At 44.3% G+C, this 24,704-nt stretch carries 19 protein-coding genes; 8 read left to right on the top strand and 11 right to left on the bottom strand.

Annotation, left to right across the window (positions count from 1 at the left end):
- Positions 1-253: 253 nt before the first annotated feature.
- The 3 genes from CJD36_RS08685 to bioB form a co-directional block, all read right to left on the bottom strand.
- The gene (locus CJD36_RS08685) at positions 254-4,588 is read right to left on the bottom strand and encodes a PAS domain S-box protein (RefSeq protein ID WP_105038739.1); all 4,335 of its coding nucleotides are present in this window, start codon (positions 4,586-4,588) and stop codon (positions 254-256) included.
- A gap of 386 nt (positions 4,589-4,974) precedes the next feature.
- Positions 4,975-6,105, bottom strand: a complete 1,131-nt coding sequence (locus CJD36_RS08680) for an aminotransferase class I/II-fold pyridoxal phosphate-dependent enzyme (RefSeq protein ID WP_105038738.1) — start codon at positions 6,103-6,105, stop codon at positions 4,975-4,977.
- Entirely contained in the window at positions 6,092-7,099 is a 1,008-nt protein-coding gene (gene bioB, locus CJD36_RS08675) for a biotin synthase BioB (RefSeq protein ID WP_105038737.1), read from the bottom strand. Before bioB ends, CJD36_RS08680 begins: the two co-directional genes overlap by 14 nt.
- A gap of 319 nt (positions 7,100-7,418) precedes the next feature.
- On the opposite strand from bioB, the gene CJD36_RS08670 reads away from it, so the two are divergent.
- The 3 genes from CJD36_RS08670 to CJD36_RS08660 all read left to right on the top strand — a co-directional run bounded on the left by CJD36_RS08670 (position 7,419) and on the right by CJD36_RS08660 (position 12,085).
- Positions 7,419-9,383: a tetratricopeptide repeat-containing sensor histidine kinase gene (locus CJD36_RS08670; RefSeq protein WP_105038736.1), complete on the top strand. Its 1,965-nt coding sequence runs from the start codon at positions 7,419-7,421 to the stop codon at positions 9,381-9,383.
- Between the two features lie 227 nt (positions 9,384-9,610).
- Positions 9,611-11,569, top strand: coding sequence for a tetratricopeptide repeat-containing sensor histidine kinase (locus CJD36_RS08665; protein ID WP_161499256.1), 1,959 nt, complete (start codon positions 9,611-9,613; stop codon positions 11,567-11,569).
- Between the two features lie 57 nt (positions 11,570-11,626).
- The gene (locus CJD36_RS08660; protein ID WP_105038734.1) at positions 11,627-12,085 is read left to right on the top strand and encodes a DUF1569 domain-containing protein; all 459 of its coding nucleotides are present in this window, start codon (positions 11,627-11,629) and stop codon (positions 12,083-12,085) included.
- A 77-nt stretch (positions 12,086-12,162) separates the two neighbouring features.
- On the opposite strand, the gene CJD36_RS08655 is transcribed toward CJD36_RS08660, so the two are convergent.
- Positions 12,163-13,476, bottom strand: coding sequence for an MFS transporter (locus CJD36_RS08655; protein WP_105038733.1), 1,314 nt, complete (start codon positions 13,474-13,476; stop codon positions 12,163-12,165).
- 143 nt (positions 13,477-13,619) lie between these two features.
- On the opposite strand from CJD36_RS08655, the gene CJD36_RS08650 reads away from it, so the two are divergent.
- On the top strand, positions 13,620-14,054 hold the full coding sequence (locus CJD36_RS08650) for a cupin domain-containing protein (RefSeq protein ID WP_105038732.1): 435 nt from the start codon (positions 13,620-13,622) through the stop codon (positions 14,052-14,054).
- A 4-nt stretch (positions 14,055-14,058) separates the two neighbouring features.
- Here the strand turns inward: CJD36_RS08650 and CJD36_RS08645 are convergent, their stop codons facing one another.
- The 6 genes from CJD36_RS08645 to CJD36_RS08620 all read right to left on the bottom strand — a co-directional run bounded on the left by CJD36_RS08645 (position 14,059) and on the right by CJD36_RS08620 (position 21,223).
- Entirely contained in the window at positions 14,059-14,493 is a 435-nt protein-coding gene (locus tag CJD36_RS08645; protein ID WP_105038731.1) for a hypothetical protein, read from the bottom strand.
- A gap of 939 nt (positions 14,494-15,432) precedes the next feature.
- Positions 15,433-16,737: a UDP-N-acetylglucosamine 1-carboxyvinyltransferase gene (murA, locus tag CJD36_RS08640; protein ID WP_105038730.1), complete on the bottom strand. Its 1,305-nt coding sequence runs from the start codon at positions 16,735-16,737 to the stop codon at positions 15,433-15,435.
- Positions 16,738-16,941: 204 nt separating this feature from the next.
- The gene (locus CJD36_RS08635; RefSeq protein WP_105038729.1) at positions 16,942-17,712 is read right to left on the bottom strand and encodes a DUF4290 domain-containing protein; all 771 of its coding nucleotides are present in this window, start codon (positions 17,710-17,712) and stop codon (positions 16,942-16,944) included.
- Between the two features lie 693 nt (positions 17,713-18,405).
- The gene (locus tag CJD36_RS08630) at positions 18,406-19,446 is read right to left on the bottom strand and encodes a T9SS type A sorting domain-containing protein (RefSeq protein WP_105038728.1); all 1,041 of its coding nucleotides are present in this window, start codon (positions 19,444-19,446) and stop codon (positions 18,406-18,408) included.
- A 134-nt stretch (positions 19,447-19,580) separates the two neighbouring features.
- Positions 19,581-20,525 (bottom strand): isopenicillin N synthase family dioxygenase, encoded by a 945-nt coding sequence (locus tag CJD36_RS08625; protein WP_205685576.1) that lies wholly within the window; start codon positions 20,523-20,525, stop codon positions 19,581-19,583.
- Positions 20,526-20,794: 269 nt separating this feature from the next.
- Complete coding sequence (locus tag CJD36_RS08620) at positions 20,795-21,223, bottom strand: hypothetical protein (protein WP_105038726.1); 429 nt, start codon at positions 21,221-21,223, stop codon at positions 20,795-20,797.
- 124 nt (positions 21,224-21,347) lie between these two features.
- Between CJD36_RS08620 and CJD36_RS08615 the strand changes: the two genes are divergently transcribed.
- The 3 genes from CJD36_RS08615 to CJD36_RS08605 are packed head-to-tail and all read left to right on the top strand — an operon-like array spanning position 21,348 to position 22,653.
- Positions 21,348-21,767 carry an SRPBCC family protein gene (locus CJD36_RS08615; protein ID WP_105038725.1) on the top strand — a complete coding sequence of 140 codons (420 nt, stop codon included), beginning with the start codon at positions 21,348-21,350 and terminating at the stop codon, positions 21,765-21,767.
- On the top strand, positions 21,764-22,192 hold the full coding sequence (locus CJD36_RS08610) for an EVE domain-containing protein (RefSeq protein ID WP_105038724.1): 429 nt from the start codon (positions 21,764-21,766) through the stop codon (positions 22,190-22,192). The genes CJD36_RS08615 and CJD36_RS08610 overlap by 4 nt, the downstream gene beginning before the upstream one ends.
- The gene (locus CJD36_RS08605; protein WP_105038723.1) at positions 22,189-22,653 is read left to right on the top strand and encodes a MarR family winged helix-turn-helix transcriptional regulator; all 465 of its coding nucleotides are present in this window, start codon (positions 22,189-22,191) and stop codon (positions 22,651-22,653) included. The genes CJD36_RS08610 and CJD36_RS08605 overlap by 4 nt, the downstream gene beginning before the upstream one ends.
- A gap of 42 nt (positions 22,654-22,695) precedes the next feature.
- On the opposite strand, the gene CJD36_RS08600 is transcribed toward CJD36_RS08605, so the two are convergent.
- A complete protein-coding gene (locus tag CJD36_RS08600; RefSeq protein ID WP_105038722.1) occupies positions 22,696-23,190 on the bottom strand; it encodes a KTSC domain-containing protein in 495 nt (164 codons plus the stop codon).
- A 375-nt stretch (positions 23,191-23,565) separates the two neighbouring features.
- Between CJD36_RS08600 and CJD36_RS08595 the strand changes: the two genes are divergently transcribed.
- The gene (locus CJD36_RS08595; RefSeq protein ID WP_161499255.1) at positions 23,566-24,642 is read left to right on the top strand and encodes an acyltransferase family protein; all 1,077 of its coding nucleotides are present in this window, start codon (positions 23,566-23,568) and stop codon (positions 24,640-24,642) included.
- The last annotated feature ends 62 nt before the right edge of the window (positions 24,643-24,704 follow it).

The raw sequence follows: 24,704 nt of genomic DNA, 5'->3' as shown, positions 1-24,704 counted from the left end.
AAAAATGTTTGCGTCTATGAGAAAATTTTAGGTATGAGGGGTGGGCTGCACCTTGATTCTCTTGATTGAAGATAGACTTGATGCCCGGTTTTATGCAGTTGCTTGACAGCAATCTGAAGATTGCGCAACCGCTGCGACGTAGTCAGGAAGACTACGCCGAACTGGGAGAAGGGGAATAAAACAAAAGCGGCAAACACAAAATGTGTTTGCCGCTTACCGAATATTACATCAGGTATATAGTGCCGGCGATGAGTTATTTCTTCTGTTCCAAGAGACCGAGGACAATGTTCACTTCTGCATTTGCTGCTGTAATAAGCTTATTTATCTCTACATCGTTGAACACTTCAAGGCACTCAATTGAAGACGAGATGTTTGATAGGGTTTTAAGACCGCATGACGCCGCTGCACCATAGAGTTTATGCCCTATCGCTTTTAAGCCATTCAGGTCTTTTTGATCATAACATTCACTCATTATTTTTACCGAGGATACAAATTCTTTTGTGATCAGCTGTTTAATTTGTTCCCTGGTCTGGTCGTCGCCGGAAACTGAGTCTATAAAGGATTCCAGTTCTATTTCTTCCTGTTCAGGCGAACCTTCTTCCTTTTTATTCAAGTTGTTTTTGCCCAACCATTTATTAAAAATTGCCGCTATTACCGCTTCCTTTATGGGTTTTGCGGCAAAGTCGTCCATGCCTGCGGCTATACATTTCTCCCGCTCGCCTTTTACATTGCCGGCGGTGAGTGCAACTATTGGCACATGGCCTGCGGTTTCTATTTGCCTGATAGCCATGGTTGCTTCATAGCCATTCATCTCGGGCATCTGTACATCCATAAGTATAAGATCGGGCATTTGCTTTTTGCATTTGCTGAGGGCATCAACGCCATGTACGGCTTCCAGAATAACTGCATTAGGGGCAATAGCACCTATAATTGTGGTGGTGAGCAGCATGTTGATGGGGTTGTCTTCAACAACCATTATTGTTACTGCGGCCATTTCCTGGTCGGGCATGGGGCTTTCGTGAACGGGCAGGTCATTGGTCTTTACATGAATGTGGGATAAGACATGGAAAACGTCCTGCATTTTTACCGGCTTTACTAACCTGTGTGTGATACCTAGCTCATCGCAGGCTTTAATTATGCGCTCGTCGCTAGAGGAGCTGTAAAGCAGTATTACAGGCTGCTGTGCCTGGTCATAATTAAAGTTCTCTTTTATTTTTCTTATGGTCTCTATGCCATCCATATACGGCATGTGGTAGTCCATAAGTATTGCGTCAAATCTTACGCCGTTATCCAGTATTTGCAATGCCTCGAGGCCATTTTTGGCCTCTGTGGACTTTATGTTGCGCAACTGCAGCATCTGACTGAGTATGATTCTGTTATTCTCATTGTCATCTACTACCAGTACTGATTTGATCTTGTCTATATTCTCCCATTCAATAGGTTCGCCCTGCTCGGAAGGTAGTGTGATCTCGAAGTAGAAACAACTGCCAATGCCTGGTGTACTTTTGAGCTGTAAATGGCTACCCATAAGCCCTAACAATTTATTGGAGATGGTAAGTCCTAACCCAGTGCCGCCATACTTCTTGGTTGTAGAGCTATCTTCTTGTGAGAAAGCGTCGAATATTTTTTTCTGTTTATCTTCTTTTATGCCTATTCCTGTATCTCTTACAGAAAACCTGAGTGTGCTTTCCTGATCGGTTGACGCAATCGCTTCTACTTTCAATTCAACTTCACCTTTTTCCGTGAATTTTGAGGCATTGCCCAGAAGATTGACCAATATCTGTTTCAGTCTTACCGAATCTGCAACTATGAACCTGGGAAGGTCTGTAGCTATATTGAGCAACATTTCTAAGCCTTTTTTCTGTATCTGGTAGGTAATGATGTCGGTGGCTTGTCCGCACATTTCGTACAGGTCGAACCGTTCATTATCCAGTTCCAGCTTGCCGGCTTCAATCTTAGAGAAGTCGAGGATGTCGTTAATAATACTCAATAAGGCATTTCCGGACTGATTGACAATATTGAGATACTGCTGCTGTGTTTCATTGAGGTTAGTACGCAACACAAGATCTGTAAATCCTATCACCCCGTTGAGCGGGGTGCGAATTTCGTGGCTCATATTGGCCAGAAATTCAGACTTGGCAATGCTTGCCTGTTCTGCCATCATTTTGGCTGTTTTAAGCTCATCGCGCTGCCTGATGATGGAAGTGATGTTCTGGGTAAACATCATGATCCCGCCTATAGAACCGTCAAACTGGTACCACGGGCGCATTTCCCACGAGATATAAGAATCTTCGGTATCACCATCCAACCTGTATCTTTCTTCTTCATTACGTTCAACTGCACCATTAAGCACGCGCTTGTGCCGGTCTTTTCTATCCTGCCCGATATTCTCAAAAAGATCGTAGTAAGATGTACCAATAACAGTTTTTCCGGCGAAACGGTAGTCGTCTATCCATTTATTACTTGCGGCAATATACCGCATATCCCGATCGAGCATAGCGACTGCGGCGGGGGCGTGCTCAACAAATGCCGATAGCCTGGACTGCTGCTCGCTGAGCTGCCGCTCAATTATTATTTTCTCTGTAATGTCTGTGGCTATGCCGAGATAGCCATAGACCTGATCATCGAGGTCTTTAATTGTGGTTACTACGAGTGATACGGTTCTTTTCTGTCCATCTTTTGTGATATAAGTCCATTCCCGTTGTTCTGCGCCTTCCAGTTCCGGTATGTGTACAAACACGCGAAATCCTTCTATTTGAAGATCGTATTTGCTTGCAAGCTCTGCCGCTCTGGTTGATACTTCGGCAGGATCGTGAAACAAACCCGGGTGATGCTGGCCAATGACCTCGTCGGCAGTATAGCCGAGTAGTTTTTCTGCTCCGGAATTAAACACTGTGATTATGCCCTCTACGTTAGTGGCAATAACACTTACTTCTGAGGCGGCGCGCAACACATCTTTAAACAATTTCTGAGACCGGAACATCTCCAGCTCGGCGGTCTTACTGAGGTTTATGTCCTGGAATGTACCGAAAATCCTCTTACAAACTCCGTTTTCGAACTCGACATCTCCCAGTGACCTAACCCACTTTCCCTTTCCATTAATATCAACAATCTGTAGTTCCACGTCCCAGCTCTTACCCTCTTCCATGGCAACTTTTATTACTTCGGCTATTTTGTTCCGGCTGTAACCTTCCTTGTAAAAGTTTATGCCCTCTGCAACATTTGGCGTATAGTCTGCTCCTACACCATGAATTTCCCTGGTAATGGAGGTCCAGGTGACAGTGTTGGTTATAAGATCTACCTCCCAGCCGCCAACTCTGGCTACAGTGTTGATCTGCTCGAGCGCCACTTTTGTTTTCTTTAGTTCTTCTTCCAGATGGTGCTTTGCTGTTATGTCTATGGCATTACCAATAATGTATTTCATGCCATCAGACCGCGTTTCCATCACATTGCTGTACATCCATATTCTCTGCCCGCCATCTTTTGCGCGTACGAGCATTTGTCCATCCGACCTTCCGTTGGCCACTACCTCTGCGAGATATGCCTGCACATAATCGTGCCTGGACTTAGGTATAATATCAAACAGACTCATGGATAGTATGTCGTCCTTACTATATCCCAGTGAGGCAGCTCCGGCCGAATTGACCGTTAAAAACCTACCTTCAATATTGTGTGTGCACATGAAACCCTGGGAGTTTTCAAAGAAAGCCCGCAGTTGCTCTTCGCTGTTTTTTATCCTATCTTCTTTTACCCTTTCATTTGTGATATCGCGGCCTATTGCAAAGAGATTTTCAGTATTGACTTCGGGTGTCGCGGTCCACTGAAATACCTTATAACCTTCACTTTTTGTCTTCACCCTATGAGTAAAATTGACCATGGCCTGGCCTGACGTGAGTAGCTTTACAGCGTTCAAAGTCGCATCTACATCGTCGGGGTGAACAAGATCAAAGAAAGAACTATTGAGAAAAGTATTGTCGTCCCAGCCAAGTGAAGTGTGAAATGCCTGGTTGATCTTTTTGAACACTCCATCGGGGCCGGCTACACCAATGAGGTCGGTAGCGATATCAAAGAGGTTTTCAAAATGCTTCAATTCTGCCTTTTGTCTACGCTCTGCAATAAGTGTTGTTACTTCTTTTGCGAGTAGAGAGAGCGCTCTTTTTTGTCGTTCGGTAAGAACCCTGGGTTTGCGGTCAATAACACAAAGAGTACCTAATGCATATCCATCAGGATCGATCAATGGCTTTCCTGCATAAAAACGTATGTTAGGGTCGCCAGTTACCAGCCCGTTGGTTCTGAATCTATCATCGTGAGTGGCGTCTTCTACTTCAAAGATGCCGGTATCCATGATAGCATACTGGCAAAATGCAAGTTCCCTTGTTGTTTCGTTAACATCAAGACCTACCTTGGACTTAAACCACTGTCTATCTTTGTCTATCAATGAAATAAGTGAGATGGGCACATCACAGATAATAGATGCCAATTCGGTCAGCTGATCAAACTCTTCCTCACTAATAGAATCAAGTATCTGGTAATTCTGTAGTGCTTTTAGGCGCTCCTGTTCATTGGCTGGTACCGGAAATTCTGTCATCTAACGAAAATTAAGCCGTAAAGTTAGGTATAAGCATACTGACAATATCAACTTGCTGTTAACTAACATTTGTAAATTATGTGATGTTTTGCTGTTGCAGAGCCGGGGGCGGAGACCATAAGTGTTCTAAAAGTTGTTAATGTGCCTGGATAAGGGTAACCCCTGACGGGGCAATGCCCATTTTTTGTTGCGTTTTACTACAAACCGGTAGTCCCTACGGGACATATCACGAGTTGTTTTACTCTTTTCGAACACTTGTGGTCGGAGATCTGTTAAATCATATTGTCATGAGCGCTCCGAAATAATCGAGACTAACTTTTGCGATGGTGTTGTGTTATATTTTGGTTCTGTCGCGATAGCTGGCAGGCAAGCAAGTGTTGCCTGCGTTATTGACCACCCAACACCCCCATCAACATATCTATTTGCTCATGGGTATTGAATGTGTGCAGGCACATGCGGAGGCGTTCGGCGCCTTTGGGGACTGTGGGGCTGCGGATGGCTTTGACTTGTAGTCCGGCGGACTGGAGTTGTGCGGACAGGTGATTGGCGGTGTCGTTACTACCGGTAATGTATGCCTGCACGGGGCTTGTGCTCTCTACAAAGCCTGTGATGCCACGCTCTGTGATGCTGTGCCTGAAGTAGGCAATGAGATCGTGCAGCGGCTGTGCGGAATATGCGGTTGAGGTAAGGTATTGGTAAGCACAGGCAATGGCGCGTATAGAATGTACGGGCAGTGCTGTGGTATAGATAAAGGAGCGGGAATAGTTGATAAGGTATTGCCTGAGTGTGGCAGACCCTACTACTGCAGCGCCGTGACAACCCAGTGCCTTGCCATAGGTATGTACGCGTGCGAATACCTGGTCTTGCAGCCCCAGTGCGCTAACAAGGCCTGCACCCTGGTGGCCATATACGCCGGTGGTATGGGCCTCATCGACTATCAGCTGGGCATTGTATGCGGTGCATAGGGCGGCTATCAGTTCCAGAGGTGCCATGTCGCCATCCATAGAGAACACCGATTCTGTGATCACGATCAACGGACCTTTGCCTGAGTGACTTTGTAGCTTATTGGAGAGATCGGCAATATTGTTGTGTTGGAACTTAAAGGTGTTTTGAGTTTGGCTGAGACGCACGCCATCTATGATGCTGGCATGGCAGAGTTCATCGTAGATGATGGTGGTGTGGCGGTGGCCTATTGATGCTATAAGGCCCATGTTGGCATCGTAGCCCGAGTTGTAGACCAATGCCGCTTCGGCGCCGTGGTGGCGGGCAATGGTAAGTTCCAGTGCTTCTACCTCCGCATTATTACCAGAAAGCAGGCGGGAACCGGTAGAACCGGTACCGCCTGCTTCGGGGTATGTGTCTTTGATTATGTTGTTGAGTAAGCCTGTTGTGGCCAGCCCAAGGTAATCGTTAGAGAAAAAGTCTGCCTTGCCGTCCGCAATGGAAAGGCTGCGCAGGTTACCTGCTGCTTCGCGCTCCTTCAGCTTAGCCGCCAGTAGTTGTTCAAGCGGGTTCATTCTGCAATTCTGTCCTCAGACTGCGTGGAGTAGGATCTGCAAATGCTGCCTTTGGTGTAAGGCCCAGCAAGGTGAACATTTCCATGTCGCTGTTGAACTCAGGATTAGGAGTGGTCAATAGCTTATCGCCGGCGAATATAGAATTGGCACCAGCCATAAAGCACATGGCCTGCTCAGATACAGAAAGCTCGAGGCGGCCTGCAGACAAGCGTACAGATGCTTTAGGCATAACTATACGTGCAGTTGCTATCATGCGTACCAGCTGATCGAAAGGTACCTTGTTGTTCTCAGCCAACGGTGTACCTGCAACAGGTACCAGTGTGTTGATAGGCACTGATTCGGGATGCGCAGGCAGGTTGGCCAAAGTGAGCAACATACCTATACGGTCTTCGTCTTTTTCACCAAGGCCTATGATACCACCACTGCAAACGGAGATACCTGCTTTTCTTACGTTAGATAAGGTATTCAACCTGTCATCGTAAGTGCGGGTAGTGATCACCTCGCTATAATGTTCTTCTGAAGTATCTACATTGTGGTTGTAAGCATACAGACCTGCTTCGGCAAGTCTCTCGGCCTGGCTATCGGTGATCATGCCCAGTGTGCAGCACACTTCCATGTCCAGCGTATTCACTGCTTTCACCATTTCAATAACGCGGTCGAAATCACGGTTATCTCTTACCTCTCTCCATGCGGCACCCATGCAGAAACGGGAAGCACCACCGGCCTTAGCGGCTTCGGCAGCTTTCACCACTTCAGATGTTTTCATTAATGCCTGTACCTCAACACCTGTGTTATATCGTGCTGCCTGCGGGCAGTAAGCACAATCTTCTGAACAGCCACCTGTTTTAATTGAAAGAAGGCTGCTGATCTGTACTTCTCCAAACACGTGGTTCTGGCTATGTACATTGGCCGCTTCCAAAACCAATGGAAGTAAAGGCTTATTGTAGATGCTTTGTATTTCGTCTTTTGTCCAATTATGGCGGATAGCACTCATATGTTGTTAATGCTTTGAAAGGGCGAAACTATTTGTTTTTCAGCACTATTTAAAATTTTTAAGGCCGGGAGGGCATGTTATCCATCAGAGATAATCAAAATGGAGAGCTGTACAAACCACCTACTCTTGTTTAGCAAAGGGGGACGAACTTAGTGGTTATTGTTTATCAACGTTCCTTATATTTGCTTACTTTGAGAGTTATGATACATTAGCAATATTTATTAGTATTACATTGTCAATTAATAGCAATACATTGCAAATTGCTGATCAGTCTTCTCATAACCAATTTGCAATCATGTTTGCAGACCGATAGAAATCTATGAAAACTAGCAAAGTATTGAAGATACTTCTGTTTTGGGTATTCATCATTTCCTGCCCCGCTTTAGGTCAGGATGTTAATGAATTGCGGAGTACCATTCAGCAAAATAAATCTGATAGCCAAACTATAACTGCATATGGTAAACTCATAAAATACTACAAGTCTGTAAATATAGATTCGGCCTACTATTACGGTGAAAAGGGACTACAGGTAATGGTGGCCAAAAGATCACTCATCGGCGAAGCAAAGATAATAGAACAGCTGGCTAAAATAGACCAGAGCCAGGGGAGAATGGAGCTGGCCAAACAGCGCCTGTCTTACGGACTGAAACTGTACAGCGAACTGAAAGATGCTGAAGGCATAGCCGCGATGAACAATAGCTACGGAGCGGTAGAAGCCACACTGGGCAACTACGAGACAGCAATGCCGCACTTGCTTATAGCACTGAGGATATATGACAGCCTAAAGACCAACCTTGAAGGCACACTGGTTGCCAACATGAACCTTGGCTGCCTGTACCTGCAATATGGCGACACGGTAAACTCAAAAAAGTATCTTGCGCGAGCTGAAGCAGTAAGCAAAAAACAACCGGTATCTGATCTTACTATTTCGCTCTACAACTATATAGGTATACAGTATGCCATGACGGGCAACATGCCTAAGGCACTGGAATATTTTAAAGAAAATGTAAGGATCAGTGATAAACCTGAGTTTACCACATCGCACGTGGAGAGTCTGAATTACCTGGGCAGCTTTTATAATGATATGGGCGATACCAAAACTGCTATGGAATACCTGCAGCAGGGATTAGCCATAGCTACAGAAAAGAAGTTGGTAGAGGGACAGGCAGATATACTACTGCAAATGGCTACCATGCTTGCCAAAACGGACCGTGTACAGGCTATGAAATTTATTGAACAGGCCCTGGCGTTAAGTGAGCATATGCGCAGCAAGACGCTGAAAAGAGACATATACAAAACAATGTCTTCGATCTATGAGCAGGCGGGGGATTATAAGGAGTCGATAGCGGCTTTGAGAAAATATCAGGCTATACAAGACAGCATAGCGCACGTAAACATGGTAAAGGAAATAGCCAGTATGGGAGCTGTTTACGACCTTGAAAAATCGAATATACGCATAGAAGAAATTTCGCGCCAGCGCAATGTGACCATGACCATATCGGCAGGACTTATTGCAGCGTTAATAACACTTGTCTATTTCTACCTAAAGACCCGTAAACTCAATGTGCAGCTGGTGAAGCACGAAGCAGAACTGATAGAGTTGAGCAACACGAAGAACAAACTCTTTTCGATAATAGGCCACGACCTGCGCTGGCCGGTAGCCCGCATACCGACCATACTGGAAATAGTAGATGATGACAGTATGCCCGAGGAAGAGCGTAAGTACCTGATTGACAGTCTGAGAGAACATACCAAGGCTACAGTGGAGACACTTGATAAGTTGCTATATTGGGGTCAGTCGCTGATGAAGGGATTAAGCACTGTACCTGAACGATTCTATGCCAAACAATATATAGTGCAGGCAATAGAGTTGCGGAAGATAGCAGCATCGGACAAGGAGATAGTAGTAACAGACCGCATACCTGAAGATCTGGATATATTTACAGATCCTAACCATTTCGACTTCATCATCAGGAACCTGTTTGGCAATGCTATAAAATTTACCGGTGTAAAGGGGATCATTGATTTTTCGGCCGATGAACATTCAAAACCCGGGTATGTAATATTCGCTATAAGAGATAGCGGCGTGGGTATAAGTGCTGAAAGACTGAAGAAGATCTTTGAGCCATTCAATAGCAACATAGGTACGGCCAATGAAAAGGGTACCGGCATAGGATTGATGCTGTGTAAAGAGTTTGCCGTGAAGAATGGCGGTGACATATGGGCCACCAGTGAGCCGGGTAAAGGCAGCACTTTTTATGTTTCTGTAAAACAACATGGTTAGATAACACTGAACTAAAGCTTTAAGCACGGGCATCCTGAACAGGGTGCCCGTTTTTTGTGCTCCACCTACCTACCAGTGGCACTGTTTTTAATTCCCATCCTTTTATATAATCGGAACACAATGAATGAATTATTTAAATATGCCTCGATTCACTTATTCATTATGAAACTATATAAAAAGTTTAGCCGTATAAATAGTGTGTGGCATCACCTCTGAAAACTATGATCATGAAACTGAGAAATATCCCGCTCTATTTTCAAATTCTGTTATTACTATTAAGCTTACCTGCCCTCTGCTTTGGCGATGATAAAGTGCATGAAGGTAAAATCGCCGTATATAAACAAGCGATAGAAAAGGCTAAGAACACAGCCAATGATTCATCGGTATATTATGCAGAACAAGGCTTGTTGTATAGTCTCAGCAATCATTATATAGAAGGCCAGGCAGAGATGCTGATGGCACTTGCACTAATAGACCGGGAACAGGGCAGGTATGAACAGGCAAAACAAAGGGCACTGTTCATCATTGGACTTTACAGAGAGTTGCACGACCTGAGAAATATAGCCCTTGTGCAAAATTTTATAGGCACACTTGAGGCAGCGCGTAAAAACGACCTTGCCGCTATAGAGTATTACGCAACCGCGCTGGAGCTCTATGACACTATAGTAACTGATCATGCCGGCAGAATGCTGACCTATATGAACCTGGGCAAACTATACCTGCAAAACAGCGATGTAGCTACAGCCCAAATGTATCTTATGGGGGCAGAAGACCTTGCGAAAAAGGTACCTGTATCGGATACCACCATTGCACTGAACAACTGCCTAGCAGAACTATACCTGGCAAAGAACAAAGATGAAGAGGCACTGAAATACCTGCAGCGGAATATCATATTGAGTGATGTGCCGGAGTTGATCAACGCACATGCACAAAGCCTGTATAGCCTGGGTGTTTACTATAATGAACGGGGAGATGCCAGTAAAGCAATTGACTGCTGGAATAGGGCCATGAGCATAGCCAGGCGGCAAAACCTGTATGCCATGCAAATAAATATATTGCTTAATGCAGCAGAGATAGCATTACCGCAGTATGCCAATGAGTACCTTGATGAGGCCATGGGCATATGCAATAAAATGCACAACCCGGCAACGCGGGCAAGGCTCTTTGGCGAACTAGCCATTATGTATGAACGGCAGGGCAAGTATATGAATGCTGTCTATGCCTCTAAGATGCAGACCAAAATAATAGACAGCATTGACAGGATAAACAGGGAGAAAGAATTTAAAGAAAATAATACGACCCGTCTGCTGTTAAAATCTAATAGCCGTGTGCGACAGCTGGAAAGTCTGAGCCATAGGAATGCGGTACAAAGTACTATCATAACTATAGTATCTATAGCGCTTATCATAGCACTGACCACTATGATAGTAATGTATAGCCGTACAAAAAAGCTGAATAAAAAGCTGGTAAAACATGAGGGTGAGCTGAGTGAACTCAATAGCACCAAAAACAAACTATTCTCGATAATAGGCCATGATCTGAGAGCACCGCTGGCCAGGATATATATGGTGCTGGATCTTTATGACCAGAACATATTTGATGAGAATGAAAAGAAGGAGATATTCCAACAGCTAAAAACAGATACCAAGGCTACCTCTGAAACGCTGGACAAGCTGCTGTTTTGGGGGCAGTCGCTAATGAAAGGCACCAGCCTGCAACAACTACCGTTCGAGGCAAGGCCATTTGTACAGCAGAATGTTGATTTCAAACATTCTGCAACAGTGGATAAAAGTATCGCTGTACGAAACAATATACCGGAAGGTCTCACTGTATATGCCGACTACACTCATTTTGACTTTATAGTCCGCAACCTGCTGGCCAATGCCATAAAGTTTACGTACGAGAATGGTACTATAGAGATCAATGCTGATGAAACAATGCTGAAGGATATGGTGGTATTCTCTGTTAAGGACAATGGAACGGGTATACCGCTTGAGCAGTTGAAGCGGATATTTGAACCGTTTCATAGCACAGAAGGAACAGCTAATGAAAAGGGAACCGGAATGGGACTGATGCTATGTAAGGAGTTTGCTATTAAGAATGGTGGTGATCTTTGGGTAGAAAGCACTGTAGGCAAAGGGACCACCTTCTTTTTTTCAATGCCTAAAGCCGCCGGCGACAAGTGAAATACCCTGGGTGTCAAACGTTTTGGATAATGTTTATATCTTTCCGCAAAAAAGAGCATGGCATTACCTAATATATTTACCCGCAGCGTAACAGACGGCATTATAGACCGCATCAATAAACTACAGCCCGATACCCAGCCTAAGTGGGGCAAGATGAGCGTATCGCAGATGCTGGCACATTGCTGTGTGACGTATGAAATGGTTTATGACAATAAGCACCCTAAGCCTGGAGCATTTACCCGCTTCCTGTTAAAAGCATTTGTGAAGAACCTTGTGGTTAATGAGGCTCCGTATAAGCAAAACTCAAGGACTGCACCGGCATTCCTGATCACAGATCCGAGAGTGTTTGAAACTGAGCAAAAGAGGCTGACAGACTACCTGAACAAGACCGAACAAATGGGCATTGCTCACTTCGACAATAAGGAATCCAACTCTTTCGGTCCGCTTACCAAGTTAGAATGGAACAATATGTTTTATAAGCATCTTGACCATCACCTGAGCCAGTTTGGTGTATAGTAGCTGGGCACAAAGATCATGTAAGAAGGGCTAAGCACGGAGTGCTTAGCCCTTCTTGTTCATTGTTGGAAGAGGGTTTACCCCTCCACGTCTTCGTCTATTTTAGAGATGGTTTTAGTTTCTTTCATGAAGAGGTAGACAAGCAATGACAGTAATACACATAGGGTAACGTACCAGTAGTAGTACTGCTCGTGCCCGGCATTTTTGAACCATAGTGCTATGTATTCGGCTGTACCACCGAAAATGGCTACAGTAAGCGCAAATGGCAGACCTACGCCTAAAGCACGTATCTCAGCGGGGAAAAGTTCGGCCTTTACAATGGCGCTGATACTGGTGTAGCCGCTGACAATAAGCAATGCCGCCATCAGCAAAAAGAATGCGCCCCATAATGAAGTGGTGTGACTGAGTGTAGTGAGCAGCGGGACAGTAAATAAAGTGCCTGTTATTCCAAACCATAGCAGTATTGGTCTGCGACCTATGCGATCTGATAATGCGCCAAAGGCGGGTTGCAGCAAAGCAAATATGAGCAGGGAAAAGAAGGATATCAATGTTGATTCTCCCTTGGAGAGGTGAACTGTGTTGACCAGAAATTTCTGCATGTAGGTGGTGTAGGTATAGAACGCCAGTGTGCCACCTAATGTTAGCCCTATAACGATCATCAGTGCCTTGGGGTGCCTCAGTAACTCCTTCATTGTTCCCTTCTTCTCGTCGGGCGTATTTTTTTGTCCTTCAAATGCATTGGTTTCTTTAAGGCTACTACGCAGGTATAAAGCCACAATAGATAACACAGCACCGATGGCAAAAGGTATACGCCAGCCCCACTGGTGCAGTTGCGCATCGGTAAGGAGTACATTCTGTAAAATAAGCTGTATGCCCAGGGCAATAAGCTGCCCGCCTATCAAGGTAACATACTGGAAGCTGGAGTAGAAGCCCCGCCTGTTTTTAGTGGCCATTTCGCTGAGGTAGGTGGCAGATACACCATATTCGCCACCCACGCTAAGTCCTTGTAGTAAACGCGCCAGCAAGAGGGCAATGGGCGCAAAAATGCCAATAGAACTATAGGTGGGTGTAAGGGCTATAAGTAAAGAGCCCAGGGACATTAGTAGTACACTGAGCGTCATGCTTTGCTTGCGGCCTACCTTATCGGCAATGCGGCCAAACATCCAACCGCCTACGGGGCGCATAAGGAAGCCAAGTGCGAACACACCGGCGGTATTCAATAATTGAGCTGTCTGGTCGCCGGCAGGGAAAAATGACCCTGAAAAATACAGTGCGAATGCGGAATAAGCATACCAGTCGTACCACTCCACCAGGTTGCCGATAGAACCGCCGAATATAGCATTAAGCCGGCGGCGGGATATTTTTTCGTGTTGGACTTGGGGTGTTTGCATGTGCAGTAATGATATTGCTGTAAGATAATAAGTCTTTACTTACTGCGCGGTAATGTATGCATCGTACAAGTTGATGTTCACAACATTTTGCCGGACTATGGAAAGATTGTCCTATACATTTGAGGTATAAAAAATGAAAACTCATGGCAACAAAAGAATCTATTTACTTCAACGGTATGGAGGTGCGTTTTAAGCTTGACGAACACGACACTAACAAACAAATGACCATGTTTGAGTGTATAATTGATGCGGGGGCGAAGATGCCCGTGCCCCACTATCACGAATCTTTTGATGAAGCTATTTATGGTATAGAAGGTGTGGTTACATATACTATTGACGGCAAGGAAACAGAGGTAGGCCCGGGTGATAGCGCCTTTGTAGGGCGTGGCATAGTACATGGCTTTGAGAACAGAACCAATGAGCGAATTAAGTTTCTGGCGGTGATCACGCCGGGTATATTTGGCCCGGCATATTTTACGGAAATAGCAGCAGTATTCAATGCCGGAGGTGCCCCGGATATGGGTAAGATAAAAGATATACTGATGAGACATGGGCTAGTGCCGGTAATGTCTAAATAAAGGGTTATTCCAGATAGTAGCTCCTGGCATTCTTCAACACGTAGATGATGTTGAGTATAAAGGCAACGGGGATCAGCAGTTTTATCCAGCTAATGATATCCTTGTCGAGAAAATATTTAATGATAGCGTTCTGGTCGCTAAGATGTTCAAAGCCTTCGAAGTATTCTTTGTGGTGAATAAGAAATGAAAGTCCAATGCCATAAAACAAGATCACAAACATGATATTGAATGCATGAAAGGGGGTGCGGTTATGGCCATCTTTGAGAAAGAACTGGATGATGGATATGAGTGAAGTGATGAACAGAATGCCATTGAAGATGGATAGGGCCATTATCTGTGTGGACAGGTTTTCGCGGGCCGGGCCGCTATCTGCCAATGCAATTGCCGGAAGCATAACAAGTAATAGTGCCGAAACTATTGATTTGAAACGATATGCCATATGCCATCATTTTTGCCAATTAAAGATACTCATTCTTAAATAGAAATTCAATCATATGTGATTGGGATGTGTTAAATTATGTAGGGTGGGCGTAAAGTAGGATAGATGTTCGGGTCAGAGACCATAAGTGTTCGAAAAGTTGCTATTGTGCTTAGATAAGGCATTGACTTAAGCATTCTTCCATATTGAATGCGCTCCTTCAGAGCTTTGTGTTATGGTGGCTTCTGACGTAGGGCTAAAACGCCCTACGCTATTGAGGACGCTCTTTCAGAGCTAGTGCATTTGCTTCAGTCAATGGCATTGCCCTGACGGGGCAACGCCCACTTTTTGTTACGTTTTACTACAAACCGGTAGTCCCTACGGGCAATGTCATTAAGTTAAGAGAAATTCGCTTAATTAGACGTCCGTTACCTTCGGCATCGTTTCAAAAATTACTGTAAGATCCGCTATAGACATCTGATACCTTCGGCATCATTACGTGCTATTATCACCTTAACTTAATGACATTGCCCAAAGGGACATATCACGAGCTGTTTTACTCTTTTCGAACACTTATTGTCAGAGACCCGTCAAATCATATTGTCACGAGAGCGCTACGCTAACTCTCGCGACAGATTGTTAATGGAGGTGTTGGTTGTCTTGAAGAGAGCCGGGGCTGTTGTTTACAGTGTTAGGGCTACAAAACGAATACGTCCCACTACTAGATTGCTTCGTTCCTCGCAATGACCCGCCCGGGATGTTTCAAAGAGAGCCGGTCGGATGGGTGTTGGTCAGAAGATCAACAACGGCGGGAATAAATGTGCAGGTGGGTGGTTAGTACAAAACGAATACGCCCTTACGTTAGATTGCTTCGCGAAGGGCTCGCAATGACACGCCTCTTTTGCTTTCTGTAATTGGATAATGATTGCCTGCAATCAGAATAGCGTCTTAAATAACTGTTTATATTCGTTTTATGTCGGCGCCGAGGGCATTGAGGCGTTCGTCTATACGCTCGTAACCGCGGTCTATCTGGTGGATGTTTTGTATGGTGCTTTTACCGGTGGCGGAGAGCGCCGCTATGAGCAATGCTACCCCAGCACGAATATCAGGGGACACCATGTTGATGCCTCTGAGTGACTGTTGTTTGTCTAGCCCGATAACTACTGCGCGATGCGGATCGCACAATACGATCTGCGCACCCATTTCTATAAGCTTATCTACAAAGAACAGGCGGCTTTCGAACATCTTCTGATGGATAAGTACAGTGCCTTTGGCCTGGGTAGCTACCACCAGCATAATACTGATAAGATCGGGAGTGAAGCCCGGCCATGGATGGTCGTAAACAGTGAGAATAGAGCCATCTATAAACTTGGTGATCCGGTAATGATCTTGGGCCGGCACGTAAATGTCATCGCCATTTATCGAAAGGTCAATGCCCAGTCTTTTGAACACATCGGGGATGATGCCCAGTGATTCAAGGTTTACGTTTTTGATTGTTAGTTCGCTCTGAGTCATGGCAGCAAGGCCAATGAATGAACCAACTTCGATCATATCGGCAAGTAAAGTGTGGGTGCAACCACCCAGAGTTTTTACCCCTTCTACTATGAGCAGGTTAGAACTGATGCCGGTGATCTTAGCACCCATGCTGTTGAGCATAAGGCATAGCTGCTGCACATATGGTTCGCAGGCGGCATTGTAGATGGTAGTCATGCCCTCGGCCAATACTGCGGCCATCAGCAAGTTAGCAGTGCCGGTCACTGATGGTTCTTCCATTAATATTCTCGCGCCATGCAGGTTGGTGCCATTGAGCGAGAACATCTGATTTTCCTGATCGTAGTCGAAGGCCACGCCCATCTTTTCAAAACCGAGTATATGTGTATCCAGTCTGCGTCGGCCTATCTTATCGCCGCCTGGCTGAGGTATGTATGCCTTTTTGAAACGAGCCAGCATAGGGCCGGCCAGCATTACTGTGCCGCGCAGTTTGCCCGATTTCTTCTTGAATGCATGTGTGTTGAAATAGTCGGGGTCAATACCATCGGCTTGTAGCACTACTGTATTGGGTACGGGGCGAGATACTTTCACACCCATGTCTTCCAGCAGTTCAATAAGGGTGTTTACGTCAATGATATCGGGCACATTCTTTAATGTAACCGGTGCATCTGTGAGTAACACTGCGCACAACACCTGCAGGGCTTCATTTTTAGCTCCCTGTGGAGTAATAGATCCGCTCAGTTTGTTGCCACCCCTTATTTCAAAAGCATTCATGATGAAAAGTAAAAAAGTAAAAAGTAAAACTTTGATTTTCAACCCAATATTATCGGCCTGTATAACTTTATCCGCTTATATAGATGTCCGATACCTTCGGCATCGTTTCCCAATTTCCAGTTGCTATTGCTACAGAGATATGATACCTACGGCATCATAACATAAAGGAACCTTAACATAAAGGGCGGATTCTCATAGATGCCCTTACCCGTTATTCTTATTCTTGTTATTCTTGAACTTATTGTTGTTGTTCTTGAATTTGTTATTGTATCCTCCGCCAGCGCCTGCACCTTGCTGTGCGCCACCGCTACCATCTCTGTCGCGGAAATTGTTCTGGCGAGGCTGGCCGCTTTGCGGCTGATTACCCTGCGTGCCTTTAAAGTTGCGGTTGTTGTTATTGCGATTGTTGTTTTGCTTGAATGCAGGCCTAGGCGTATCGTACTGAACACGGTAGCCGCCAGTTTCATATTGCAGCAATCCACCGCTTAGTTCTTTCAGTTCGCTCTTGATCATATCATCGTGCACGGGTTCTTTATGCCAGTTGCCATATGCAAGCTTCATGTAGTAACCAATGGTCTGCGTCAACCCCTGGCGCTTATCGGGATCCTGCTCTACAAGCGCTCTTTCCAATAGCTGAGTGATGTTCTTGCCCAGGTGCCTGTTCTCAATGCTCTTTTTAGGATACGCCAATACTTCAGGCTTCTTAAAAACCACTTCGGGTGTTGGTGGCGGGTATGGAGAATCCACTTCCAGGTTAAAACCTGTCATCTGGTAGAGGTGGTCCCACAGCTTGTGCTTGTAATCTTCTATAGTTTTGAGGTGTGGGTTCAATGTGCCCATCAGCTCTATGATCACTTCAGCGTTTCGTAGTCTCTTAGCCTTATCTTCAATAGTAGTAAGGTATTCTATCATTTTCTGCACATTGCGGCCATATTCGGGCATCTGCAATTGCGTGCGTGAGGTATTGTATTCCATCGTTAAAATTGTTGTATCCGGTGGCAAGAAAATACGCCTGCCGGAATGTGTAATGCACCAGGTATTGACTCAGTTCTGCACTATAATAGTACCAAAGCATAGATGTCAATAGCAAATATAAGGGAAAAAGGGTCATTTTGTAACAAAAAATGGGGGCAATGGGAATTGCCTGTTTTAAGGTTTATTGAGCCTCACCCCTGCCCTCTCCAAAGCAGAGGGGGATATAGAAGATATGTGTTCGGTAATTTTAAAGAAAAGGGTAGCCCCTACGGGGCAATTTCATTGAGAGGAGAATCGGGTGCTACAAACTGGTAACCCCTACGGGGTAATGTCGTAAGTTAAGAGAAGTTTGCTTAATTATACATCCGATACCTTCGGCATCGTGCCCGATTTATGACTGACTTTACTATAGATATCTGATACCTTCGGCATCATGACATGGTGTTAGTGCCTTAAATTAATGACATTTCCCTACGGGGCATTACATTATAATAGATAAACATGTGGGTAACGGTAGTTTTAAAATAAGAGGGAAGCGTGTTGTTACGTACTCAAAACGAATATGTCCCGATGTGCCGGTCGGGAGACCGGCGACCGCTGGAGCGTAGACAGAGTCTACGCTCCAGCAGAGTCATTTTGTAACAAAAAAAGGCAGCCTTTGGGAGGCTGCCGTTAAGTACAAATCAATTTTAATTACTGCAGTGTTACTTTTTTAGTTACTGTTTCGCTGCCCGCCTGCATGCGTATAAGATATAAGCCGCGTGGAAGCGTTGATGTGTTGTAGTGTATATCTATGTTAGCTTGAGCGGTTTCATCTGTAATTACAGCCACTTCGCGGCCCAGGAGGTCGATCATCGTTATACGAACATGATCGCCGGTTGCAGGTGTAAGTTGGATATTCAGTTCATTGCTGGCAGGGTTGGGGTACAGTGTCAGCGAATTGGAAAGTTCACTCAAAGACGTAATGCCTAAAGTAAAGTTTCTTTTGCTCCAGCTCACTATCTTAGTATGTAATGAGCCGGCAACCTGATCTGATGTAAGAATAGTCATTAAAGGGCTGTGCGTACCATTTTTATACCATGTGTAAGTGTTGAGTATGAAGCTGGCAACAGTGTCTATGCCGAATACAGATGCGCTATCTACATAGAGCTGGTAGCTATGTGTTCTCATGGTGTTCGTCTGAGTAGAGCCATCAGGCAGCTTTAATGTGCCATAGCCATCATAGCCTACTATTGCAATACCATTTTCATGCGCTGTAATAGGCAATGACCCAACTGTATAGATAATAGTGCCTGCATATGTATCTGTGAAACTATCGAGGTAGCCCATAGGGTAATGCAACTGATCGAGCGGATCGGAGAAAGTAGCATACTGAGAAGAAGAGAAATAGTAACCGTTCTGGCTGTATTTAGTGCTGTTAGCTATGGCATAATTAACGGTAGGTCCGGTAAGCGATTTTATAGCTATAGTAGTACCGGGGAACATGGCGCAATTGGGAGTGGAAGCACAGGTTACAGCTATGCCGGTATCCCAGCTGGTGGCAACGAGGCCGCTGAAATCCCAGGTGACGCCAGCGCCACCATTGCCGGGTACTACACCTGTAGTATCGCAGGTAACGGAGAAATAACTTTCTCCCAATATTGGATTAAGGCCTGCTGCCTTCAGCGTGTCTTGCGCTAAAGAAATTACACTGTTTCCGACCACCGCCAGCAATAAAAATATTATCTTTTTCATATATTGAAAAGGGTTACAACGCTTTTTTGCGCGAAGTTATAAAAGTATGGTGACATAATAAATGAATGGTTTATATGACAAAACCCCTTGACATGGACGTGTGTCAAGGGGTTTTTGTTAGTATGAGCGGGAAATTATTTTTTCAGACCGATCTCGCGAAGCCTTTCGTCGAGGTAGTCACCTGCACTATAATCTTCATACATTTTAGGGTGTTGAGCATCTATGCAACTTGACAGGCAAGCCAGGCTCATCTTACTTTTAGGGTGCAGGAAGAACGGTATAGAGAAGCGAGGCGTTGCCCACTTTTCGCGCGGAGGGTTAACTACACGGTGTGTAGTAGACCTTAGCTTGTTGTTGGTAAGGCGCTGTAGCATATCGCCTACATTTACCACTATTTGCTCTGGCAGAGAGGTAACAGGCAGCCATTCCTGCTGTTTGGTCAATATCTCCAGTCCATCGGCCGAAGCACCTACGAGGAGTGTAATTAGGTTGATATCCTCGTGCTGTTCTGCTCTAATAGCAGACTTTGGTTCGTGTACGATAGGCGGGTAGTAAATGGCCCTGAGTATCGAATTGCCATTATGTACATATTCGTCGAAATAGTTCTCGTCGAGATTGAGGTATAATGCAATTGCCTGTAGCAATGCCTTGCCAGACTCTTCGAAAGAACGGTAAGCTTTTAATAGTGTTGGTGTAAAAGCAGGTACCTCAGTAACAGTGATATTAGCTGGATATTCGCTCTTTATAGGATCGCTGTCTTCAACTTCCTGTCCGAACTGGAAGAATTCCTTCAGATCGGGAGCATCAAATCCTTTGGCATGTTCCTTACCAAAAGAGGTAAAACCGCGCTGACCAGCAAGGCCCGGTATCTCGTAATTATCTTTGGTGGCGCTATTAAGACCAAAGAACTGCTGCACATATTCATATAGGTCGGCAATCAGCGCATCGGGTATGGTGTGGTTTTTAACCGCTACGAAACCGGTGTCTTCGAATGCTTTACCCAGTTGTTCTACAAACTTTTGTTTGCGGGCGGGATCTCCGCTATTAAATTCCGCAAGGTCTACTACAGGGATGTTCATGATATATATAAATTGAATTTAAGTTACAAGGTAAAGATTTTTTTATTCAGGGGGTATTATCTAAGGGTAAAATATTTTGGGTGAGGAGTTATTCAAACGTGTACGATTTTGAGTTGGTATTAGTCTTCTGGTCAATGTCGTTAAGTGAATGGTGGTTTGCTTAATTATACATCCGATACCTTCGGCATCGTTCCCAAATTTGTATTCGTTTTGCTATAGACATCTGATACCTTCGGCATCATGACATTTACTCAATGAAAATATAAACCCTATTCAAACGTGTAAGATTTGAGGTACTTCATGCCTATATTCAGCTTCTGTCCAGTAACCTCGAAATAGTCGTAAAACGTAGTGTCTTTTGGCGCATAGAAACCTATGATAAAGGTTTCGGAGTTAGTGCCCTTCCTGATGGCAGGTTTGAATTTTTCGGCACCTTTGGGCATTGTAAACTTCCCTTCGGCGGTGTTTACACCATGAGTAGCGGTAACATCATAGATGCCTTTAGCAACATCGCTATCCGCCCTTATAACCACATAAAAAGTAAAATCATTCAACGCATCGGTAGTTACAGGCATCTCTGCACTGTCTATGACCGCGCCGGGAGCAGGGAAAACGTAAGTGTCTTTTTGAGCAGAATCGCCACAAGCCGCAATGAACAGTAGGGGAATGGCAGAACATATAAGCAACAGCTTTTTCATATGGGTGCAAAAATAGGTAGATTATGATAGGCTCTTCCCATAAAATGTGCCAGCAAAAAAAATATTTTTTATTTTGTAAGTACACTTACTATATTTGTGATTACAATAAATAAAAGACAAGATCATGTGGACAAAATCTCACTCAATAACAACAAATGAAGTAACTAAAGAGCAGATGTGGCGCCTGTTTGCCGATGTAAATAACTGGCATACGTGGGATGAAGGCATAGAATACGCGCAGATGGAAGGTGCATTTACTGCGGGCAATCACTTTATTCTAAAACCCCAAGGAGGGCCAAAAGTGAAAATAGAACTGGCGGAAACCATACCTAACCAAAAGTTTGTTGACCTTACCCGTTTTCCGCTGGCTAAGATGTATGGTGAGCACACATTTGAGGAAACATCCGCGGGGCTAAAGATAACTACGACCATGAAAGTGGAAGGGCTGCTGAGTTTTTTGTGGGTGAAGTTAGTAGCTTCGGGGATAGCTAGTGGATTGGCAACAGAGATGCCCGCGCAGGTAAAAACAGCGGCGAAACTATGAGCCAGAGGAAATATTGGCTGACTGTAGTTAGTAATGAACATACGCAGTGGGGTGTAGCGGGTAGTTATATGCAAGCCTGCCATGGGAAGGAGGCGCCGCTGAAACGGATGAAGCAAGGAGATGGCGTCGTTTTCTATTCATCGAAAGAAAGGATGGGGGACGACACCAAACTACAGGCATTTACTGCGATCGGTGAGGTGGCAGATGATGTGGTCTATCAATTTGCAATGAGCGAACACTTTGTGCCCTATCGCAGAAATATAAATTTCCTGCCGTGTAACGCTGTTTCTATTCTTCCTTTAATAAATCAACTTACTTTTATTCCTGATAAACGATCGTGGGGTTATCCTTTTCGCTTCGGTTTCCTGGAGATAGGCGAGGAAGATTTTAAGCTCATTAGCACGCAAATGTTAGTTAAGGAATGAAGCACGAAGACAATACTTTTAGTGTAGATAAAGCCGAGGATAGTTCGGGCTTCCTGCTATGGCAGGTCACCAACCTGTGGCAGAGGGAGATACGCAAGGCGCTGGAAGTACACGACATAACTCACAGCCAGTTTGTGTTGATGGCCAGTATACACTGGCTGACATTGCAACACAAGGAAGTAACGCAGATATTATTATCGTCGCACACCAAGATCGACCCTATGACCACCTCTACGGTGTTGCGTACGCTGCAGCGCAAGGGATTGGTGACAAGGCAGGAACATGCTACTGATACCCGGGCTAAGACGGTTGTACTTACAGATGCCGGCAAAAAGCTGATAAAGAAAGCTGTGGTAACTGTGGAGCAATTTGATCATTCGTTTTTTACTACATTGGGCGCAGCGACCAATGACTTTAATAAGCAACTGATGACGCTACTAAGTGGCCCAAAAACAAAATAGCCCCGCATTGTGTGCGGGGCTACCAAATTTTTATACTGATGATTACATTGCAAAAGCCGGACGCTCTGCGGCTACAGGTTCTGCTGCGGCTTCGGTAGAAGTAAGGCGGCTGGTGCTCCTGTAAACAAAGGAGGTGTAGATATGCCTGCGCGCAAAACGTGCAGGAGATTCAGCATTGACCAGCTTTACGTAAATAGCTTTCGGAACATCGAAATATTCATACTCTGTACCATCTACGAAAGATATTTTCAACACCTGGGACTTATATTCAAAATCTACAATTGTAGATCCTGCTGTAGTCACCATGTAGTCGGCAAGTGTCTGCTGGCGGGTTTCGGGGGCTATGCTCACCAGGAAGTGATATGCTTCAATGATGTACTTGCTCTTTTCTTCTGCTTCCAGCTTCTTTTCAGCGTCATCATTAAAACGATCGGGGTGCCATGTTTTTACCAGGCTCCTGTATACGGATTTCAATTCAGCGAGATCCGCCTTTTCAGTAACATTCAAAAACTTTCTGTAATCAACTATTTTCTTCATAAAACTCTGGTAATTAGCACACTAGCCTGTTCACACATAAAAAATAAACGGAATAAAACCGCCTTTAACGGGCGCAAAGGTATGAAAGGCGAAGAAAATATCAAAAAAAGTTTTATCCTTTGAGGTTTAGGTAACATTTATTTAACCATAGTTACCTTTTTCACTTATCAAGCTAAAACCAACTGCCAAAGGCAATCTAATCCATATCTGTTGTATCGGAATGAAACTGGAATGTCGGGCCATTTGGACGTTTCGTTTTCTGGCGGTATTTTCGCCTGCTCTAGGCGAGCACCACAATCACTGATACTCACTTCACCAAATTACAATTTGCAATACCGAGGGCAGTTACGCCTTAATAATTATAAGGAGATCGCAATGTCTACAAAAAATATGAGCATAAAGGAGTTTTTGGTAAAAGACAATAACAACCTTGATTTCATAAGGATCATATGTGCTTCTCTTGTTATAGTTGGACATTCATACCGGTTAAACCCCAACCCCGGCCAGCGAGATATAATAGAATTGCTGACTGGCTTCACTTATTCAGGTGCAATAGCGGTTAAAATATTCTTTTTCATTAGTGGCTTACTGGTTACAGATAGCTTACTGAAAAGACAATCTATTCCAGTTTTTGTTATCTCTCGTTTTTTCAGAATGATGCCGGGCTTATTATTTCTTTTGCTGATCACTACTTTTATAGTAGGGCCGATTGCAACAGAATATCCTCTTGGTGACTATTTCAGGAATACCGGCACATATAAATACATCATTTCAAATTTTGCCTTCATTACCAACTATACTTTGCCAGGGGTGTTTCGTCATAATAATCTTGGACAAACTGTTAATGGTTCCTTGTGGTCGCTACGATTGGAAGTAAGGTGTTATGCGTTTTTGCTATTAGCGTTTTTCTTCATAAAGAGTAGGAAACCCATTTTTAACATTATGATCCTACTTATATTTATAGATGCTGTATTTCACCTGAAGATAATTGGTAGGGGGGAGAATACTGAGCACAGCTTACTTCCGTTGTCTTTTGCGCTGGGGTCGTTTTTGGCCGTAAACAAAGAAAAAATAGTGCTGAATAACATAGTAGGCGTTGTACTATTGTTATTAACGTTGATTTTTTGGCGAACAAGTTTCAATGAAATTATATTTATAACCACTACCTGTTACCTTGTGCTGTTGTTGTGCAAGAATAAATATGTAAAGAAGATTAAAATCAAGCATGACATTTCTTACGGTATTTATTTATGGGGTTTTTTAATACAACAGATCATATACGACATTGCAAGATCTCAGAATATTTATTTATATATGCTTGAGTCTATACTCTTATCGGCATTAATGGGATACATCTCTTATGTGGTGGTAGAAAAGCGATTTATGGAAATAGGGAAAAAACTAAGTAGGCGATTCGATACAAGAAAGAAGGACATTTCGCCTGCCGCATAAAAGCAACCCCATACTACTATGACATTCAACTGAAAATGATATTAATTTTATTATTTTCATGT

Origin of the sequence: Flavipsychrobacter stenotrophus, assembly GCF_002954265.1 — a bacterium.
Taxonomy (GTDB): Bacteria; Bacteroidota; Bacteroidia; order Chitinophagales; family Chitinophagaceae; genus Flavipsychrobacter; species Flavipsychrobacter stenotrophus.
This window is presented reverse-complemented; position numbering and strand designations above follow the sequence as displayed.

What these genes read in the sequence shown, in the direction of transcription:
- CJD36_RS08680 (WP_105038738.1), bottom strand. Translation starts at nt 6,105, where the DNA reads ATGAACCCGCTTGAACAACTACTGGCGGCTAAGCTGAAGGAGCGCGAA.
- CJD36_RS08635 (WP_105038729.1), bottom strand. Translation starts at nt 17,712, where the DNA reads ATGGAATACAATACCTCACGCACGCAATTGCAGATGCCCGAATATGGC.
- CJD36_RS08625 (WP_205685576.1), bottom strand. Translation starts at nt 20,525, where the DNA reads ATGAACATCCCTGTAGTAGACCTTGCGGAATTTAATAGCGGAGATCCC.
- CJD36_RS08660 (WP_105038734.1), top strand. Translation starts at nt 11,627, where the DNA reads ATGGCATTACCTAATATATTTACCCGCAGCGTAACAGACGGCATTATA.
- murA (WP_105038730.1), bottom strand. Translation starts at nt 16,737, where the DNA reads ATGAATGCTTTTGAAATAAGGGGTGGCAACAAACTGAGCGGATCTATT.
- CJD36_RS08605 (WP_105038723.1), top strand. Translation starts at nt 22,189, where the DNA reads ATGAAGCACGAAGACAATACTTTTAGTGTAGATAAAGCCGAGGATAGT.
- CJD36_RS08645 (WP_105038731.1), bottom strand. Translation starts at nt 14,493, where the DNA reads ATGGCATATCGTTTCAAATCAATAGTTTCGGCACTATTACTTGTTATG.
- CJD36_RS08685 (WP_105038739.1), bottom strand. Translation starts at nt 4,588, where the DNA reads ATGACAGAATTTCCGGTACCAGCCAATGAACAGGAGCGCCTAAAAGCA.
- CJD36_RS08620 (WP_105038726.1), bottom strand. Translation starts at nt 21,223, where the DNA reads ATGAAAAAGCTGTTGCTTATATGTTCTGCCATTCCCCTACTGTTCATT.
- CJD36_RS08615 (WP_105038725.1), top strand. Translation starts at nt 21,348, where the DNA reads ATGTGGACAAAATCTCACTCAATAACAACAAATGAAGTAACTAAAGAG.
- bioB (WP_105038737.1), bottom strand. Translation starts at nt 7,099, where the DNA reads ATGAGTGCTATCCGCCATAATTGGACAAAAGACGAAATACAAAGCATC.
- CJD36_RS08630 (WP_105038728.1), bottom strand. Translation starts at nt 19,446, where the DNA reads ATGAAAAAGATAATATTTTTATTGCTGGCGGTGGTCGGAAACAGTGTA.
- CJD36_RS08670 (WP_105038736.1), top strand. Translation starts at nt 7,419, where the DNA reads ATGAAAACTAGCAAAGTATTGAAGATACTTCTGTTTTGGGTATTCATC.
- CJD36_RS08650 (WP_105038732.1), top strand. Translation starts at nt 13,620, where the DNA reads ATGGCAACAAAAGAATCTATTTACTTCAACGGTATGGAGGTGCGTTTT.
- CJD36_RS08610 (WP_105038724.1), top strand. Translation starts at nt 21,764, where the DNA reads ATGAGCCAGAGGAAATATTGGCTGACTGTAGTTAGTAATGAACATACG.
- CJD36_RS08595 (WP_161499255.1), top strand. Translation starts at nt 23,566, where the DNA reads ATGTCTACAAAAAATATGAGCATAAAGGAGTTTTTGGTAAAAGACAAT.
- CJD36_RS08665 (WP_161499256.1), top strand. Translation starts at nt 9,611, where the DNA reads ATGAAACTGAGAAATATCCCGCTCTATTTTCAAATTCTGTTATTACTA.
- CJD36_RS08655 (WP_105038733.1), bottom strand. Translation starts at nt 13,476, where the DNA reads ATGCAAACACCCCAAGTCCAACACGAAAAAATATCCCGCCGCCGGCTT.
- CJD36_RS08600 (WP_105038722.1), bottom strand. Translation starts at nt 23,190, where the DNA reads ATGAAGAAAATAGTTGATTACAGAAAGTTTTTGAATGTTACTGAAAAG.